4 protein-coding genes are annotated in these 20260 nt (G+C 70.1%); all 4 read left to right on the forward strand.

Going from position 1 to position 20260, the window contains the following annotated elements; all coding sequences use genetic code 11:
* The first annotated feature begins 140 nt into the window (after positions 1–140).
* Genes C1701_RS01080 through C1701_RS01095 form a run of 4 tightly spaced genes read left to right on the forward strand, consistent with a single transcriptional unit; the run spans position 141 to position 20257 of the window.
* The gene (locus tag C1701_RS01080; RefSeq protein WP_337662056.1) at positions 141–5114 is read left to right on the forward strand and encodes an amino acid adenylation domain-containing protein; all 4974 of its coding nucleotides are present in this window, start codon (positions 141–143) and stop codon (positions 5112–5114) included.
* A gap of 17 nt (positions 5115–5131) precedes the next feature.
* Complete coding sequence (locus tag C1701_RS01085; protein ID WP_103055343.1) at positions 5132–17602, forward strand: non-ribosomal peptide synthetase; 12471 nt, start codon at positions 5132–5134, stop codon at positions 17600–17602.
* Between the two features lie 2 nt (positions 17603–17604).
* A complete protein-coding gene (locus C1701_RS01090; RefSeq protein ID WP_051713145.1) occupies positions 17605–18969 on the forward strand; it encodes a serine hydrolase domain-containing protein in 1365 nt (454 codons plus the stop codon).
* Positions 18935–20257 (forward strand): MFS transporter, encoded by a 1323-nt coding sequence (locus tag C1701_RS01095; protein WP_051713144.1) that lies wholly within the window; start codon positions 18935–18937, stop codon positions 20255–20257. The genes C1701_RS01090 and C1701_RS01095 overlap by 35 nt, the downstream gene beginning before the upstream one ends.
* Positions 20258–20260 lie beyond the last annotated feature (3 nt).

Raw genomic sequence — 20260 nt, forward strand, 5'->3', positions numbered from 1 at the left:
AAGGGGAGTTCGGCATGGAGATCTGGTCCGCGGGTCAGGGTGCCCTCGCTGCCTCGAGGGGCGCCCCCGCGGCGCCCACCCTCGGGACACCGACGACGGCCGCATCTCGTGTGGAGTCCACGGTGGGGGTGGGTGGTGGGGTGGGAAGCAGTCACCCACTGCCCCAGGCCGGTGTGCACGACCTCGTCCGGGACCAGGCCCGGGCCACTCCCGACGCGGTCGCGGTCCTCACCGACACCGGTCAGGCCCTGACCTACCAGGACCTGCTCCACCGGGCCGACGCGCTCGCCGACCACCTCGCCGCGCATCAGGCGGGACCCGACACCCTGATCGGGCTCTGCCTGCCCCGCGGTTTGGACCTGATGGTCGCCCTGCTGGCGGTCCTGTCCACCGGAGCCGGGTACCTGCCCCTGGACCCGGACTACCCCCACGACCGCCTGGAGTTGATGCTCACCGATTCCCAGGCACCGATCGTGCTCACCCACCACGACCTCCGACCCCGACTCCCCCACCTCGACACCCACTGGGTCCATCTCGACCAGGACCTGCCCACCAGCCCGGCCCGTACCCCCCACCCGACACACCCGGACTCCACCGCCTACGCCATCTACACCTCCGGCTCCACCGGCCGTCCCAAAGGTGTGCTGGTCTCCCACCGGGCGATCGTCAACCGGCTGCTGTGGATGCAGCACCAGTACCCGATCACCCCCACCGACCGGGTCCTGCACAAAACCCCCACCAGTTTCGATGTCTCGGTCTGGGAACTGTTCTGGCCGTTGATCACCGGGGCCAGCGTGGTCCTGGCCGGGCCCGGCCGGCACCGGGAACCCGACTACCTCGCCCGGCTCATCACCGAGCACGCGGTCACCACCTGCCACTTCGTGCCCTCGCTGTTCCGGGAGTTCCTCGACGACCCCGCGGCCACCCGCGCCTCGGGCCTGCGGCAGGTCTTCTGCTCTGGTGAGGCACTCCCGGCCGGAGTGCTCACGCGGGCGCACGCGCTACTACCGGACACCGCCGTGCACAACCTCTACGGCCCGACCGAAGCCGCCGTGGACGTCACCTACTGGCCCTGCCCGGTGGGCACCGAACGGGTCCTCATCGGGTTCCCTGTGTGGAACACCGCCACCCACGTCCTGGACCCCACGCTGCGCCCGGTGCCCCCCGGTGTCCCCGGTGAGCTCTACCTCTCCGGTGTCCAACTGGCCCGGGGATACCACCACCAGCCCGGCCGCACCGCGGAACGGTTCGTGGCCAGCCCCTTCCACCACGGTGCCCGGCTCTACCGGACCGGGGACCTCGTCCGAGAGGACACCACCGGAGCCCTGGAGTTCCTGGGCCGCGCTGACGACCAGGTCAAGATCAGGGGTCAACGGATCGAGCTCGGGGAGATCGAGACCGCGTTGACCGCGCACCCCGGGATCCGGCACGCCGTGGTCGGCGTCCACGAGGGACGGTTGGCCGCCTACGCGGTCGCCGCCGATCAGGAACTCGACCCCATCGAGGTGCGCGCGTTCCTGGGACGGACCCTGCCCGCTTCCTGGGTGCCCACCTGGCTGGTCTGGATACCGGCACTACCGGTGGGACCCTCGGGCAAACTCGACCGGCGGGCCCTGCCCGACCCCCGCACCGCCACCAACACCACGGTGCGCCCCGACGCTGGTGTCCTCTCCCCGGTGGAGACGGCCGTGATCGGCGTGTGGGCGGAGGTGTTGGAGATCCCCGCGGAGCTGATCGGCCGGCAGGACGACTTCTTCGTCATCGGGGGTGACTCGCTGCTGGCGTTGCGGGTGGTCTCCCGGCTCCGCCGTCTCGGGCATCCCGCGGTGGCCTCCAACCTGTTGTTCGACCATCCCAGTCCCGCGGCGGTGGCCGCCGCGTTGGAGGCGCTGGAGGACACGCCCGGCTCGGTCGGGGCCGTGGCGGTGGGCGGTGTCCCGGCCGGGGACCGCCCGGTGTTGTCATGGTCCCAGCAGCGGTTCTGGTTCCTGCACGAGTACAACCCCGACGGGGTCGAGTACAACGTCACCCGGGGATTCCGCCTCCAGGGCCAGGTCGATGTCCCCGCTCTGGAGCGGGCGTTGCGGGACGTGGCCGCTCGGCACGCTCCGCTGCGGACCACGATCGCTGTCGAGGACGACGAACCGTTCCAGCGGGTGGCCGCCCCGGCGGAGGGCCAGTTCCCGTTGCGGGTGGTCGATCTGGGTGATCTGCCGGACCTCGAGCGTGATACCGCCTGGCAGCGGGTGACCGATACCGAGGTGCGGACCCCGTTCGACCTGCGTGGCGGCCCGGTGGCGCGGGCGTTGCTGGTCCGTGTTGGGGAGCAGGACCAGGTGTTGGTGCTCAGCGCGCATCACGCGGTGATCGACGGGTGGTCGTGGGGGGTGCTGACCCGGGATCTGGGTGAGTGCTACACCGCCGCTCTGCGGGGACGGGTACCGCGGTTACCGGAGTTACCGGTCGCCTATCCCGAGTACGCGCGGTGGCAGCGGGTGGTGTTCACCGAGTCGGTGTTGGAGGCGCCGTCCCGGCGGTGGCGGGAGCGGGTGCGGGACCTGCCGGTGTCGCGGTTGCCGGTGGACCACCGGCAACCGGTGGTGCGTACCGGTCGGGGTGGGGCGGTGTACTCGCGGATTGATCCCGAGGTCACCGGGGTGCTCCGGGCGGTGGGTCGGGCGCAGGGCGCGACGTTGTTCATGGTGCTGGTGGCGGTGTGCCAGGTGTGGTTGTCCCGGCATACCGGGCAGCGTGAGGTGGCGTTGGGTACGGCGGTGTCCGGGCGGGTGCGTCCGGAGTTGGAGTCGTTGGTGGGGTGTTTCATCAACACGTTGGTGTTACGTGGTCGGGTGGAGCCCGGGGAGACGTTCACCGCGTTGTTGGCCCGGGTCCGGGCGGGTGTGGTGGAGGCGTTGGCGGATCAGGACGTGCCGTTCCAGCGGGTGGTGGAACAGGCCGGGGTGGAGCGGGATGTGTCCCGGACCCCGCTGGTCCAGGCGATGATGGTGTTACAGAACGGGCCGGAGGTCCGGTTGGAGCTGGGTGGGGTTCGGGGTGTTCCCGCCCGGGTGCCGTGTGTGTCCTCGGTGACGGACGTGACGGTGGAGTTCACCGAGGTCGGGGGTGGTTTGGATGTGATGGTGCAGTACTCCTCGGAGGTGTTCTCCGAGGAGACGGTGGTGGGGATGGCGGGCCGGTTGGGTGCGGTGGTGGAGGCGGTCGCGGCGGGTCCTGGGGGTGTGGTGGGGGGCTTGTCGGTGTTGACCGGGGCGGATCGGGTGGTGTTGGAGGCCGGTCACGCCGCGGGGGTCGGGTCGGTGGGGGCGGGCACCGTGCCGGAGGTGGTGCGGGAGTGGGCCCGGTCGGATCCGGAGCGGGTCGCGGTGGTGTGTGGTGAGCGGGTGGTGACGTATGCGGGGTTGGAGGCGTGGTCGGAGCGGGTGGCGTGGCGGTTGCGGGGGTTGGGGGTGGGACCGGAATCGCGGGTGGGTGTGGTGATGGGCCGGTCGGAACGGGTGATCGTGGCGATGTTGGGGGTGTTGAAAGCGGGTGGGGTGTATGTGCCGGTGCAGGGGAGCACGCCCCGGGAGCGGGTGCGGGGGTTGTGGTCGGTGACGGGGGTGTCGGTGGTGATCACTGATGGGGGGTATCGGGAGGTGGTGGACGGGTTGACCCCACACACCATCACCCTCGACGACGAGGAACCCGTCGAGTCCGCATTCGTTTCCACAACCCCTCCCCTGGCTCCCGTTCTCCCGACCAACCTGGCCCACGTGATGTTCACGTCGGGTTCGACGGGGCAGCCCAAAGGCGTCGCGATCACCCACGAGAACGTCGTGACCTTCGCCGCTGACCGCCGCCTCAGCGCGGGTGGACACGAACGCGTGATCTTCCACGCCTCGCAGGCGTTCGACGCCTCCACCTTCCAGATTTGGCTGCCCTTGCTGAACGGCGGGCAGGTGGTGGTGGTTCCGGGTGAGCTGACGGCGACGGAGGTCCGAAACGCGGTGGAGGAGCACGGCGCCACCGGGATGGGCATCACCACCGGCCTGTTCCACCTCCTGGCCGAGGAGGACCCGGGCTGCTTCACGGGACTGCGCGAGGTCCTGGTCGGCGGGGAGGCGCTCTCGCCCGCCGCGGTCGAACGCGTGGCGAAGCACGCGCCCGACCTCACCATCGTCAACGGCTACGGGCCCACCGAGGCGACCGTCCTGTCCGTTTGCCACGACGCCACGGCGTCGCTGGCCGGGCAGGGGATGCCGATCGGCGTTCCCACCGACGGGACGCGGGTGTACGTGCTGGACGAGGGATTGGCACTCACCCCACCCGGCACCCAGGGAGAGCTCTACCTCGCCGGCGAAGGACTGGCACGCGGCTACCTGAACCGCCCCGGTCTCACCGCCGAACGCTTCGTCGCTGACCCCTTCGGCACTGGCACCCGCCTCTACCGCACCGGGGACATCGTCCGGTGGAACCGGCGGGGAGAACTGGAGTTCGTCGGGCGCGCCGACGACCAGGTCAAGATCCGGGGCTTCCGCATCGAGCTGGGTGAGGTGGAGGCAGCGCTGCTCGCGGCCCCCGACGTGATCGACGCCGTCGTCCTCGCTCGTGGCGACGACGGCAGGAAACACCTCGCCGCCTACGTCGTCCCCGAGGAGGGTCGCACCGTCGATACGTCGGCGCTGGTGGCACACCTCGCGGCGGAGCTCCCCGAGTACATGCTGCCCTCGACGACCACGACGATGCGGCGTCTGCCCCTCACCACCAACGGCAAGGTCGACCGGAACGCGCTGCCCGATGCTTCGCCCGTCCGCACCGACGACGGGCGGTTCGTGGCGCTGCGAAACCCGACCGAGAAGGCCGTCGCCTCGTTGTTCGAGGAGGTCCTCGGCGTTGACCGGGTGGGCGCCGAGGACAGCTTCTTCACCCTGGGCGGCGACTCGATCACTGGACTCCGCCTGATGTCACGCCTTCGTCGAGCCTTCGGTGTCGAGATCCCGATGCGCGAGTTCTTCCGCGTGGCGACGGTGGGTGGGCTGTCGGACCTCATCCGACAGCGCATCATCGCCGAGGTGGAACGGAAGTCTCGCGACAAGACCAGCAGGACGAAGTGAACGGGGGAACTCCTTCCATGTCGAGCTCCGGCCAGGGCGAGTACCTTCCCAACGATCTGGACGTCGACGCGAGCGACGAGTTGCTCAGCCGGCTGGCGGGTCTCGCGGTGGGGGGCCCGGAGGTGGAGAGCATCCCGCGCGCGGACCGGCAAGGCCATCCCCCGCTGTCCTCGGCTCAGCAAAGGCTCTGGTACACGTACGCCCTGGAGCCGGACAGCGTCGAGTACAACTCCTGCCGTGCGGTGCGCATCCGCGGCGACCTGGACGTTCCCGCGTTGGAGATGGCGCTGTCCCGTCTCGTGGCGCGTCACGAGATCCTACGCACGACCTTCGATTCGATCGACGGGCACGGCGTCCAGATCGTCGGGGCGGTCGGCCCATTCGTGCTCCCGGTTACGGTCGCGGGCACCGGAGCGCCTGGTGACGGATCGGACGTCGAGGCGGCGATCCTGGCCGAGGAGATCGCGATCCCCTTCGATCTCCGTGAGGGGCCGGTGTTCCGGGCTCGCCTTGTGAGCTGGGGCCCAGGTGATCACCTCCTGGTACTGACCATGCACCACATCGTGGCGGACGGCTGGTCGATGGGGGTGGTGGCCTCGGAGCTGAACGCCCTGTACCGGGCGGAGACGCTGGGAGAACCGGACGTCGGGCTCGTTCCGTTGCCGGTGCAGTACGCGGACTACGCGTGCTGGCAGCGGGGCAGGCTCCGGAACGGGGAGTTCTCCGACCAACTCCAGTACTGGCGCGAGCAGCTCGAGGGCCTGCGGAGGTTGGACCTGCCGCACGACAGGAGAAGGCCGTCGGTGCGGTCCCACGCTGGTGCCGTGCGGCGCTTCACGGTCCCGGCGTCGGTGACGTCCGCTCTGCGCGCACTGGCTCGTGCGGAAGAGACCACGTTGTTCACGGTCCTCGTCGCGGGTCTCACGGTGCTCCTCGGGCGGCTCGGCGGTCAGTCCGACGTGGCGGTCGCCACGGCGAGTTCCGGACGTGGCAGGGTCGAGCTCGAGGAGCTCGTCGGGTTCTTCGTCAACACTTTGGTCCTCCGTTCCAGGGTCGGAGAGGAGATGAGGTTCCGCGATTTCGTGTCAGAGGTTCGCGGCACAGTGCTGGACGCGTTCGCCAACGAGGATGTCCCGTTCCAGAAGCTGGTGGAGGTGCTCGCCCCCGAACGCGATCCCAGTCGTCCCTCGCTGGTGGACGTGGGAATCAACCTGCACAACATGGACTTCGGTGCCCTCGACTTGCCGGGGGTCGCGACTCGGGAGGTGGAACCTCCCGTTCTCGCCACCAGCCTCGACCTGATGTTCGACCTCGGCGAGACGGATGGGGAGTTGGTCGGTTCCCTGTCGTACAACACCACGTTGTTCTCCGATGCGACGGCGGCCAGGGTTGCCGACCAGCTGTGCACGGTGCTGGAGGCCGTCGCCGCCGAGCCGGACCGGACCATCTCCGGGCTGCCCGTGCTCGCCTCCGAGGAAGAGCTGGCCGTCACGCGGACCTGGCCGGACCAGGGCCCTGGCCCGGTTCCGCGGACGGTCCCGGAACTCCTCGCCGAGCAGGTCGCCGCGCGTCCCACGGCACCGGCCGTCTCCTGTGGCGACGAGATCCTGGACTACGCGACGCTCGGGGAGCGGGTCCACCGGATGGCACGGGTGCTGGCGGAGCGGGGCGCCGGTCCCGAATCGGTGGTCGCGGTCGCGCTGCCCCGGTCCGTCGACCTGGTGGTCGTCACTCTCGCCGTGATGGAGGCCGGGGCCGCGTACCTCCCGGTGGACCTCTCCTACCCGGTGGGGCGCATCGAGTACATGGTGGGAGACGCCCGCCCGATCGTGACGGTGACCAGGAGCGAACACCTCCACCTCCTCCCCTCCAACGTCGAGACCGTTCGGCTCGACCTCCTCCCGTCCGCTGCCGAGGACACGGCGGCCCGGTCGGCTTCCACCTCCCCGGTGGGAAGCCGGGATAAGTCACCGCGCCCGGGCAACACGGCGTACGTCATCTACACCTCGGGCTCGACGGGCCGCCCCAAAGCCGTGCTCGTGTCCCACGCCGGCGTGCGGGGGCTCGTCGAGGCGCAACGTGAGCGCCTGGGGACGGGGCCGGGTACGAGGGTGTTGCAGTTCGCGTCGTGGAGTTTCGACGCCGCGTTCTGGGATCTCTGCATGTCGGTGCTCTCGGGTGGGTCGCTGGTCATGCCCGCCCCCGGGGAAAGCCCGTCGGAGGCCCTGGTGAGCGGAATCCTCCGGCACCGGCACATCACCCATGTGACGCTCCCTCCGACCGCTGTCGCCGCATTGCCCGTGGAGGAGATCCCCGACGGCACGACCCTGGTCCTTGCGGGTGAGCCCTGCCCGCCAGGTCTGGTCCGGCGGCTCGCCGCCGAGCGACGCGTGGTCAACGCCTACGGTCCGACGGAGACGACGGTGTGCGCGTCGATGAGCGCCCCCCTCGGCGGGCTCGACGTCGAGGAGTTCGGCGTGCCGGCAGGGGCGCCCCTGCCTGGTCTTCGGTCCTACGTGCTGGACGGCCGGATGCGGCCGGTTCCAGTGGGCGTGGCGGGTGAGCTCTACGTTGCTGGCCGTGGGGTGGCCCGAGGTTACCTGGGCAGACCCGGGCAGACCGCGTGCCGGTTCGTCGCGGATCCGCTGGGCGGCTCCGGGCTCAGGATGTATCGGACCGGCGATCGGGCGCGCTGGCGGGCTGACGGTCAGCTGGAGATCCTGGGGCGCGTCGATGACCAGGTCAAGCTGCGGGGCTTCCGCGTCGAACTGGGAGAGGTTGAGGCGGTCATCTCGCTGCACCCCGACGTGTCTGGGGCGAGTGTGGTGGTCTGGTCGGACGCGTCGAACTCGCCCAGGCTCGTCGGGTACGTCGTTTCACGGTCGGGCAGCGTGGACGTCCACTCGCTGCGCGGTTTCCTGCGTGCCCAGCTCCCCGAACACATGGTGCCCGCGCACTTCGTGGAGTTGGAGTCGTTGCCGAGGTCGGTGAACGGCAAGGTCGACCGGAGGGCACTGCCGCCCCCCGTTGTCGCGTCGGTGGGCGGAGGGCTTCGGGTTCCACCACGGACGGAGGCGGAGCGGGTCCTCGTCGGGGTGTGGGCGGAGCTGCTGGGGGTCGAGGAGGTGGGGGTCCTCGACAACTTCTTCGACCTCGGCGGTGACTCGATCCTCAGCCTCCAGGTGGTGGTGCGCGCGCTGAGGGCGGGGCTGCGGGTGAGCCCACGGCAGACGTTCCTTTACCCGACGGTCGCGGAGCTCGCCACCCACGCGACGTGGGACAGGCCATCCGATTCGCGTCCTCGGGGACCGGTGGTTGGCGACGTGGCGATGACTCCCATCCACGCCTGGTTCTTCGAGACCCTGGTGCCCAGCTCTGACAGGTTCACCCAGTCCCTGCTCGTCGAGCTGGCACCGGATCTCGACGAGGCGGCGTTGGAGAGCGCTCTCGCTGGGCTGTCGTACCACCACGACGGGTTGCGGTTGCGGGCGAGCCGGGTGACCGGCCGCTGGCGACTGCGCAATGCGCCGCCCTGGGACGAGCAAGGAAAAGCCCTCCGACGAATTCGCCTGGTGGGCGGGACCGCCGACGAGCGCAAGGACGAGGTGCGGGAGGCCGTCCTGCGCACGCAGCGCGGTTTCCGGTTGGACGAGGGGCCGTTGTGGCGCGCGGTCCTGTTCACCGAGGACGGAGGACGTCCACTGCTCTTCCTGGTGGCTCACCATCTCGTGGTGGACGGTGTGTCGTGGCGGATCCTGATGGCGGATCTCGAGCGCGGGTACCGGCAGGCCTTGGAGGGCGTGCCGATCGACCTGGGGGAGCCGAGCACGTCCTTCCGGGAGTGGTCCCAGCGGCTGCTGGAGCACACCGCTTCGGAGGAGTTCGACGGGGAACTGCCCTACTGGGTAGGCGTCGAGGACGAGGTGGTCGCGGCCGGGGGACTCCCGCGGGACCGCCAGGGGCCGAACGTGGCGGGTGACACGGATGTCGTGTCGACTCGCTTGGACGCGGAGTGGACGCGGGCACTCCTGCACCAGGCACCGGACACCTACCGGACCCGGATCAATGACCTGCTCCTCAGCGCGCTGGTCCTGGTCGTCGCGGAGTGGACCGGCCGGTCGAACGTGGCCCTGTCGTTGGAGGGCCACGGTCGCGAACCGTTGTTCCCCGATGTGGATCTCTCGCGCACGGTGGGCTGGTTCACCAGCTTGTACCCGGTCGCGCTGCGGGTGCCGTCGGATCGTGAGTGGGACAGCGTGATCAAATCCGTGAAGGAGCAGTTGCGGGCGGTTCCGCACAACGGTCTGGGATACGGGGCGTTGCGGTTCCTGCGCGGCACCGAGGGGTTGGGCCACCGCGGAAGTCCCTCGATCGCCTTCAACTACCACGGCAGGTTCGATCTCACGTCGGGCGAGGAGGGTTCGCTGTTCGGTGCTCAGTTGCCGGAGCAGAGCGATCCCTTCACACCGACGCAGGAGAGGGAGCACCTGCTCGAGATCAATGGGGCCGTTCGGGGCGGGGAGCTAGTCTTTGACTGGACCTACTCCCGTGCCGCACATGACCGCGACACCGTGCGCCGGGTGGCGGACAGGTTCGGGGAGAGGTTGCGCGACATCGTCCGACACTGCTCGGACCCGGACTCGGGTGGCGCGACGCCCTCCGACTTCCCGCTGGCGGCGCTGACGCAGGCCGTGGTGGACCGGATCGTGGGCAACGGCCGGGCGGTCGACGACCTCTACCCGTTGACCCCGATGCAGAGCGGAATGCTCTTCCACTCCCTGACCACCCCGGAACGGGATGTCTACACAGGTCACTTCGGGATGGTTCTGGACGGGGTGCGTGATCCGGTCGCGTTGGCGGCGGCCTGGCAGCGGGTCGTCGACAACACCACGAGCCTGCGGGCGGCGGTGGTCTGGGAGGGGGTTCCCGAACCGCTTCAGGTGGTGCGGAGCGGGGTCTCGCTCCCGGTGACCCACCTGGACTGGCGAATGCTGGGCGAGGAGGAACAGGCGAAGCGGAGCCATGAGTTGTGGGAGCGGCGCGCGGAGCGAGGTGTTCGCCTCGCCACTCCCCCGCTGCTGCGGTTGACGATCATCCGGCTGGCGGAGGCCAGGGTTCGCGTCTTCTGGTCATCGCACCACCTCGTGATGGATGGCTGGAGCTTCTCCCTGGTGATGTCGGACGTGCTCGGCCACTACTCCGCGCTGACCAGCGGGAGTGCCGAGGTCGGCGTGGCTCGGCGCCCCTACCGGGACTACGTGGCGTGGTTGGCGGGCAGGGACATCAGCGAAGCGGAGGGGTACTGGCGGAGCGCGCTGGCCGGGTTCGCCTCGCCGACGCCGCTGCCGTTCGACCGCGTACCTCGGCGGGCGCACGAGTCACGATCGTCGGAGGAGTTCCAGGTCCTGGTCTCCGAGGAGGACTCCCGACGGATACAGGCCGATGCCACGGCGGCCCGGGTGACGCTGAACACCCTGGTCCAGGGTGCGTGGGCGGTTCTGCTCGCCCGGCACTCCGGGGCTGACGACGTCTGTTTCGGGTCAACGGTGTCGGGGCGCCCCCCCGAGTTGAGCGGGGCCGACGAGATGATCGGCCTGTTCATCGGGATGGTGCCGGTCCGGGTGCGCTCCGACGACGAGACCCCTGTTGTGGAGTGGCTGCGCGCCCTTCAAGAGTCCCAGTTGGAGGCTCGGCGGCACGATCACGTGTCCCTCGGGCAGATCCAGGGCTGGAGCGAGCTACCGGGGGAGATCGCTCTCTTCGACAGCATCGTGGTGTTCGAGAACTACCCGGTGGACGATCGGGTCGCCGAGCGGCACGGCATCCGCGTCGCCGACTTCCAGGGCGACGAGCACACCAACTACCCGTTGGCTCTCACCGCTCACTCCGGCGACCGGCTGGAGTTGACCCTGTCCTACGACCCGGCCCTGTTCGATGGGGGGACGATCGCCCGTCTCGGGCAGCATCTCCACACCCTGCTGCGGTCCCTGCTCGATCACCCCACCCAACCCCTGCGCACCCTGACCCCCCTCACCCCCGACCAGCACCACGCCCTGACCCACACCACCCCCACCCACCCGCACACACCCGCACCACCACTGCACCACACCATCACCCACCACGCCCGCACCCACCCCGACCACATCGCCGTGTCCCACCACGACAACCACCTCACCTACCAGCAACTCGACACCCACGCCCGCCGCCTGGCCCACCACCTACGCACCCACCACAACCTGGGCCCGGGTGACCTGGTCGGCCTGCACCTACCCCGCGGCACCGAGGCGGTCACCGCCCTGCTAGCGGTCTGGCACACCGGTGCCGCGTTCGTGCCCCTGGACCCCACCCACCCCCCGGCGACCCTGGCCGTCCTGCTCGACTCCGCCCAACCCCAGCTGACGGTGACCCTGCCCGAACTCGCCGACCAACTACCCCCACACCTGCCCACCACCACCCTGAACTCCCTGACCACCCCGGACTCCGGGGACCGCGAGGAGGTATCGCACGGGACGAGTATCGACACAGCCGGGCACCCCACCACCACAGCGGGCACCCTGCACCACACCGCCTACGTCATCTACACCTCCGGCACCACCGGAACCCCCAAAGGCGTCACCGTCGACCACGCCAACCTCGACCACATCCGCCACGCCTGGAACACCCGCTACCACCTCCAGGGCACCCGCCCCACCTGCCTGTCGGTCTCCCCGGTGGGCGTGGACCTCTTCGTCGCTGACCTCCTCCTCGCCACCGCCTTCGGTGGCACCCTCATCATCTGCCCCCAGGACACCCTCCACGACCCCCATGCCCTGGCCGACCTGCTCCACCACAGCCAGGCCACCCTGATGGTCACCGTCCCCGCCGTCGCCACCGCCCTGGCCGCCGAGGTCACCACCCGGGGCCGGTCCCTGGCACCTCTGCGGGTCCTGGCGGTGGGCTCGGAAGGATGGCGGGCCGCCGACAGTGCCCGGGTCGCCGCCGCCGCGGGCTCCACCACCCGGGTGTTCAACGCCTACGGCGCCACCGAGACCACCGTGGACGCCACCGTGCATGCCCTGGACACCCCGGTGGAACGGGAACCGTTCGTCCCCCTGGGCCAACCCCTGGTCAACACCGGGGTGTACGTGGTGGACCGGTGGATGCGGCCCGTACCGGTGGGAGTACCCGGTGAGGTGTGGATCGGGGGTCCTGGTGTCGCCCGGGGTTACCGCAACGCCCCAGGGTTGAGCGCGACCCGGTTCGTGGCCGATCCTTTCGGCCCCCTGCCCGGGGGCCGGGTGTACCGGACTGGGGACCGGGCCCGGTGGCGTCCCGAGGGGGGGTTGGAGTTCCTGGGTCGGGTGGACGACCAGGTCCAGGTGGGAGGGTTCCGGGTCGAGCCCGCCGAGGTGGAGAAGGTCGTGGCGGGATGTCCGGGGGTGGAGGCGGTGGTGGTCACCGCTCGGCGGGACCCGACCGGTCGGGATCGGTTGGTGGGCTATGTGGTGGGGGACGCGCCGGTGGGTGTGGTGGAGGAGTTCACGGCGGCCCGCCTACCGGGGTATGCGGTGCCGGGGGTGTGGGTGGTGTTGTCGGAGTTGCCGGTGGGGGCGGCGGGCACGGTGGTGCGTCGGGAGTTGCCCGATCCGGTGTGGAGTGGTGGGGCCGGGTCGGGGTACCGGGCTCCGGTGGGTGAGGTGGAACGGGAGATGGCCCGGGTGTGGGGTGAGGTGTTGGGGGTGGACCCGGGTGGGGTGAGCGCGGGGGAGAGTTTCTTCCGGGTGGGGGGTGACTCGATCGCGAGTTTGCGGTTGGTGTCGTTGGTGCGGGACCGGTGGGGGGTGGTGTTGTCGCCTCGGCAGGTGTTCGATACCCCGACGGTGGCGGGGTTGGCGGGGGTGGTGGAGGCCCGGGTTGGGGTGGTGGAGGTGTCCGGGAGTGGTGTGGTGCCGGTGGGGGGTGGGGGGCCGTTCCCGGTGTCCTTCGCCCAACAACGACTCTGGTTCCTCGACCAGTTCGACGCGAGCACGACCGAGTACAACACCGCGCTGCTCCTCCGCCTGCAGGGACCGCTGGTCGAGCCGGCTGTCCGGTTCGCCCTGGAGACCCTGGTGGCCCGGCACGAGACGCTGCGGACGACCTTCGACACCGTCGAGGGCCGAGGTGTTCAGGTGGTGGGACCGGTGGAATCGCCCCTTCGGGTGGTCGACCTGTCCACCGTCCCGGAACGGCAACGTCCGGGTCTGCTCGAACACCGCCTGCGGGAGGAAGTCGAAACCCCCTTCGACCTGAGGAACGGCCCCGTGCACCGGGCCAGTCTGCTGCGGGTGGAGCCGGACACCCACCTGTTCGCGCTGATCATCCACCACATCAACACCGATGGCTGGTCGATGCGGCTGCTCGCGACCGAATTCGCGGAGTGCTACACCGCCCACGTCGAACACCGCGTCCCCGCCCTGCCCGACCTGCCGATCACCTACCGCGACTACGCCGCCTGGCAACGCCACCACCTCACCGACCACCACCTCAGCGACCACCTCGACTACTGGCGCACCACACTGGCCGACGTCACCCCCCTGACCCTGCCCACCGACCACCCCCGCCCTCCCGTACGCCGCTCCACCGGCGCGACGCTGACCCTGCCCCTGCCACCGGAACTCGGCATCCGCCTGCGACACCTGGCCCAGGACCAGGACGTCACCCTGTTCACGGTCCTGCTCGCCGTCACGACACTGTGGCTGGCCCGCCATACCGGCAACCCGGACGTGGTCGTGGGAACCGCCACCTCGGGACGCGGCCAACCCGAGGTGCGGGACGTGGTCGGGTTCTTCGTCAACACCGTCGCCCTGCGGACGAGGGTCGAGGAACGGGAGTCCTTCACCGCGCTGCTCGCCCGGGTCCGGGAGACGGTGCTGGGCGCGTTCGCCCACGAGGACGTGCCTTTCGACCGGGTCGTGGACGCGGTCTGGACACACCGGGACCCCTCCCGCAACCCCTTGGTGGAGGTGATGGTCGTGCTGGACAACACCCCACAACGACCGATCACCCTGCCCGACCTCACCACCGAAGAAGAAAGCCTCGTCAGCCGTCACGTCAGTCACGACCTCAGCATCAACTTCGTGGAGCGGGGCGAGGAGCTGCGGGCGGTGATCGGCTACAGTTCCGCCCTCTTCGACGAGGAGACCGTGGAACGCATGGCTGGCCGCCTCGCGCACCTCCTGAGCGCCGTCGCCTCCGCGCCGCACCGCGCCCTCCACGAGGTGTCGATGATCGGCGTCGACGAGATCCGCCGGCTGACCCTCGAGTGGAACGGCACCGCCGAACCCGCCACCGCGGACACGATCGTCGCCGAGTTCGAGCGAACCGTCCGTGCCCGCCCCGGGGACACCGCCCTGGTGACCGCCGACGGTGAGCTTCCGTTCTCCGAGCTCAACCTACGCGCCAACCGGTTGGCTCACTTCCTCGTCGGCGAGGAGATCGGTCCCGAGGATCTCGTCGGCGTCGACTGCGGGCGCACTTCGACCACGGTCGTCGCCCTGCTCGCGGTGCTCAAGGCGGGGGCCGCCTACCTGCCCCTGGATCCCCTGCTCCCCTCGGACCGGCTCGCGTCCCTGATCGACCAGGCAGGTCCCGCCCTGGTGCTGTCCCAGGGCGGCGGTGGGATCGCCGCTCTCGCCTCGGAACGAGGATCACGGGTGGTCCGGCTCACTGACGCCTCCACCGAGGCCGCGCTCGCCGAGGCACCGGGAACCGATCTCAACGACTCATCCCGCCGTGCGCCCCTCCTCCCCGACAACCTGGCCTACATCATCTACACCTCGGGGTCGACCGGGAGGCCCAAGGGCGTCGCGGTTCGGCACCACAGCCTCACCAACCTCCTCGCGAACCACCGCGAACGGATCTTCCAGCCCCATCGTGCACGAACCGGCCACGACCGGTTGAGGTCGGCGATGATCTCGGACTTCTCCTTCGACGCCTCCGTGGACCAGCTCCACGTCCTCATTGATGGTGGAGTGCTGCACGTGGTGGACGAGGACACCCGGCGCTCCTCCGACGCTCTGCTGCGCTACCTGGTGGAACGGGACATCGACACCGTCAACCTGACTCCCACGCACGCGACCCAGCTGCTTCCCGTGGGTCTTGGGACACTGCCGACCCGGCGTCCGCTGGCGCTGTTGCTGGGTGGGGAACCCATCCTCCCGGACCTGTGGCGGGCACTGCGCGAGCTGCCCCGCCACCACACGCACAACCTGTACGGCCCGACGGAGTGCACGGTCGAGACCGTCAGCTGTTCGGTGAGCGACTACGACCGCCCCGCGCTGGGCCGGCCGCAACGCAACACCGATGTCCACGTCCTCGACGCCGCCCTCCGCCCCTCCCCGGTCGGGGTAGCAGGGGAGCTGTACATCGGGGGACTCCCGTTGTCCCGGGGCTACTGGCGTGACCCCGTCCGCACGGCCGAGCGATTCGTGGCGAACCCGTTCGACGGTGGTGGCAGCCGGCTCTACCGCAGCGGGGACCGGGTGCGGTGGCTTGACAACGGTGCCCTGGAGTACCTGGACCGCGTCGACGACCAGGTCAAGATCCGAGGCTTCCGCGTGGAACTGGGCGAGGTGGAGAGCGCGCTGCTCGGCTGCGAGGGCGTCTCCAGAGCGGCGGCGACGGTGCTGGCGGGTGGAGCCGGCCCGGCTCGCCTGGTGGGTTACGTGGTGCCCGTCGAACCGGCGCTTCCCCCGGGTGAGGAGCGTCTGCGGGCGTCCGTCGCGGAGCGGTTGCCTTCCTACATGGTCCCGGTCCGCATCGTCGTCGTGGACACGTTCCCTGTCACGGCGAGCGGTAAGGTCGACCGGCGTGCCCTGCCGGAGCCGGAGGGCGGAGCCTCGGTGCTGGAGGCCCATTCCGCCCCGCGCGACGAAGTTGAACGGCTGCTCGCGGAGGCGTGGGAACACACCCTCGGGGTCGGACGGGTCGGTCGGCACGACAACTTCTTCCAGGTCGGCGGCGACTCGATCCTGAGCATCCAGTTGGTGTCGCAGATCAGGAAACGCGGTCTGAGGGTCGTCTCCAAGGACGTCTTCCTCGCGCCCACGATCGGGGAGCTGGCGGAGAGGGTACGCGGCCGGGAGGGCAACGAGGCCGAGGCGGGGTACTCCGTCCCATCCGGCCCGCTGCCGCTCACTCCGGTGCAGCGCGACTTCCTCGCTTCGCGTCCGAGGCGCCCGGAGCACTTCGTCCAGTCGACGCTGCTCGAGCTCAGGGACGGCGTTGACGTCGCCGCGCTTCAGGTCGCGCTGGACGCGTTGCTCCGATGGCACGAGGCGTTGCGGTGGCGCTTCACCGAGATCGACGGCGAGTGGACCGCCCGGGTCGAACCCTACTCGCGGCAGCGTGTCCCCTTGGAGCCGTACGACCTGCGCGGGGTTTCCGCCGGGAGGAGGAGGCGGCGGATGGAGTCGGTGGCGACGGAGGTGAACGGGTCCCTGTCCCTGGCCGACGGACCGCTGTTCCGGGCGCTGCTGTTCCGTTCCGGCCCGGAGGAGCGGGACGCCCTGCTGTTGACCACGCACCACCTGGTCAGCGACGCCGTCTCGCAGGGCATCCTGCTGGAGGACCTGGACACCGCCTACGGCCTGGCCGTGCGGGGAGAACCGGTCGTTCTTGGCTCCACCGGGACCTCGTTCGCCTCGTGGGCCGGTGTCCTGGCGGACCAGGTGCGACGGGGGACCTTCGACGAGGACCTCGGGCACTGGGCGGGGCTGGCGCCGGCCGGGGAACCGCGGGTGGACGGTGCCCGCGAGGTCACCCGGGACAGCGCCACCTCCACCACGTTCTCCCTCTCCCCAGGAGAGACGGATGCCCTGGTGCGACGGGCGTCCTCAGCGTTTCGGAGCAGCACTCGGGATGTTCTGTTGACGGCGTTCGGCTGGGCGCTGGGGCGTCTGTGCGACGGCGAGGACGTGGAGGTCGAGCTCGAGGGGCACGGCCGGGAGGAGTTCGTCGATGGCGTCGACCTCAGCCGCACGGTCGGCTGGTTCACGACGATCTACCCCGTCCTACTCACGGCGGGACGGGAGTCGACGCCCGACTGGGCGGCGGCCGTGCGGTCGACTCGGCGACGGCTGCGGTCGGTGCCGAACCGGGGGCTCAGTTTCGGCGCGCTGCGCCACTACTCGACCGACCCGCGTGCCGCGGAGCTGGCGGATCGCCCGCGACCCCGTGTCCTCTTCGCCTACCACGGGCACCTGGACACCGAGCGGAACTCGGCGTCCAGCCACCTGTACCGCCGGGTGTTGGAGCCGGTGGGTGCTGACCTGGATTCGGCGGAACGCATGCCCCATCTGGTGGACGTGGTGGCGGTCGCGGCGGACGGCGTCCTGCGTTTCGACGTGCACTACTCCACCGAGGCCCACCGTCCGGAGTCGATCCACGCGTTCACGGAAGACTTCCGCGCGGCGTTGGGCGCGTTGGCGCGGCGAGTCGATCCCGCCCTGTCCGAGAGAGGGGCGTGAGCATGCCGGTCGAGGCCGAGATGGCGGAGGCGTTCGTCGCGCGGGCGGCCAAGCGCCGGGTTCGCGACGCTCGCCTCGTGGTGTGCCGAGGTGAGGAGGCCGTGCTCAGGGTAGCCACGTCGGATGGCCATCGGGTGCACGCGGAGTCCGCGGGCCGCCTGGCGTTCCCATTGGGGTCGCTGACCAAGCCGTTCACCGCCACGCTCGCGATGCTCCTCGTCGAGGACGGGGACGTGGACCTGGACGAGCCGGTCAGCGAGCACCTGCCGGAGTTGGCCGGCGCTGACGGCTCCGCCACCGGCATCACCGTGCGGCGGCTGTTGAGCCACCGCGCTGGCCTGGCCTCCGACCTTCCGGAGGGGGCGGCGGATCCGAAGGACTGGATGAGCCGGCTCTGCCACCAGCACGCGCTGGTGTGCCCACCCGGGACCGCGTTCTCGTACTCGAACGCGGGTTACGCCGTTGTGGGCCGGTTGATCGAGGCCGTGACCGGCATGCGGTGGTGTGATGCCGTCGAGTCCATCCTGTTGCGTCCGCTGGAGATCAGTCCGGTGGTGTTGGGATCGGGGATCGGTGGTGCGCGGCCAGTGGCCCGCGGTCACACGGTCCACGCGGGTGGTGTCGAGGCGGTGGTCGCCGAACGGCACCGGTACGGGCCGGGAGCGGCGTATGGCGGTCTCGCGCTCGGGGTGGACGACCTGGTGAAGTTCGTCCACGCCCACCTCGGCATGGACCCTCTGTTGGGGGAGCAGGACGGCGTCGCTCGGTTGATGCGGACCGACCAGGTCATCGCTGGGTCGCCCGGGCCGACGGGTCTCGCGGACGGTTGGGGGCTTGGATGGGCGGTCTACCGCGACACCGGTGTCGACTGGTTCGGGCATGACGGAATGGACGACGGGTTGTCATGCCATCTGCGGTTCGAGCCCAGCACGGGCTCGGTGGTGGCACTGTTGTCCAACTCCAGCGGTGGCTTCGAGCTGTGGTCGGACGTGGTCGACCTGTTGCGCGCGGGCGGGACGGGAGTGGGTGACCACCCGTTCCTCGCTGGTCTGTCTCCCGACGAGCGGACACCACCTCGGCCCGACTGCCTGGGTGTGTACCGCAACGGCGAGCAGGAGTTCGTGGTCGGGTGGGGAACCGACGGTCAGCTGTCGCTGCGCGTGGGTCGCGCCGAGCGCGGCCTGCTCACCTGCTATGGCGACGGGCTGCGCTTCGCCTTGCACGACAGGGCGAACGGCCGGTTCCTGTTTCGGGGCGCCTTCGTCCCCGATCCCGACACCGGACGCGTCGGGTTGATGCGATTCGCGGCTCGCTTGGCGCGGAAGGAGATCGATGAGCAGGGCGCGACGGGGGCGGGACGTGGCTGAGCCCCAGGCTGGACCAGTGTCCGGGGAGACGCGGCCGTTGTCCCGCAACCGGGGCTACAACATTCTCTGGAGCAGCCAGCTGCTGTCGGAGATCGCGAACGAGATGGCCTTCGTGGCGTTCCCGTTGCTGATCCTGGCGACCTCTGGCTCCTTGGCCCAGCTCGGTGTGGTGTCCGCCGTGCTCGCGGCCGCCAGTGTGGCAGCTAGCCTTCCGGCGGGTCTACTCGCCGACCGGGTGGATCGCAGGACGTTGATGTTGGTGTGCCAGGGCGGGCGGTCGCTGGCGTTGGGCAGCCTGGCAGTGGTGGCGCTCACGGGTACTCCGAGCTTCGGTCACATCCTGGTGGTCGCGGCGGTCGAAGGCGCGCTCGGCGCGGTGTTCCAACCCGCCGAATACTCCGCTCTCCCCCAGGTCGTTCCGCGTTCCCAACTCTCCCTCGCGATCGCCAGGAATACGGCGCGGCCGTTCGCTGCGATTCTGGTGGGGCCGTCGGTAGTCGGAATCACTTTCGCGTTCAGCATGGCGCTCCCCCTGCTCATCCAGGCGGCGACATTGCTCTTCTCCTTCTTCGCGCTGCTCCTACTGAGACCGCTGCCGCAGGTTTCCTCCGCGCGCCGTCCCTGGCGTCATGCGGTGGGTGAGATCGGGGCCGGTTTCCGTTGGGCGTTGGGCCACCGGGTCATTCGGCCGACACTGGTGTACATCTTCTTCGTCAACATCGTTTTCCACGCCGTGATCATCCTGGTGATCGCCATCTCGGGGGAGGACACCCTCGCGACCGGGGAAATCGGGCTCACCATGGCATGTTTCGGGATTGGCGGACTGCTCGGAGGGGTGGTGGCGGCCCGCGTGCACTCGGCGTTGCCCGCGTCGGTCATCGTGATCGGTTTCGCGTGGGTGACCGCCGTGGTGATCGCCCTCATGGCCCTGGTGCCCGAGGGGCTCGCCCTCGGGGTCCTCCTCGGTACCGCCGCGCTACTGGCCCCGGTGGCGAACACGACGGTGGCCACGTACCAGCTCCTGGTGACCAGGGACGAGCTGCGCGGGCGGTTGAGCGGGATCACCGGTTTGGCCTCCGGCGCTGCGGGCTCCCTGGGCCCGCTGCTGAGCACGGGGGCGCTCGCGCTCTTCGGTGTCGGGGGAAGCTTGCTGGCCCTGGCGATCGCGATGGCCGCGGTGGGGACGGGTGCCCTGGTGAACCGAACGCTGCGTCACTTCCCCACCCTGCGGTCGTCGTCGGAGATCACGGAGGCGGTCGCGGAGCGTGATCATCGGAGCTCACTGTAGTGA

The sequence above is a fragment of the Actinoalloteichus sp. AHMU CJ021 genome, assembly GCF_002895405.1.
GTDB lineage: Bacteria > Actinomycetota > Actinomycetes > Mycobacteriales > Pseudonocardiaceae > Actinoalloteichus_B > Actinoalloteichus_B caeruleus.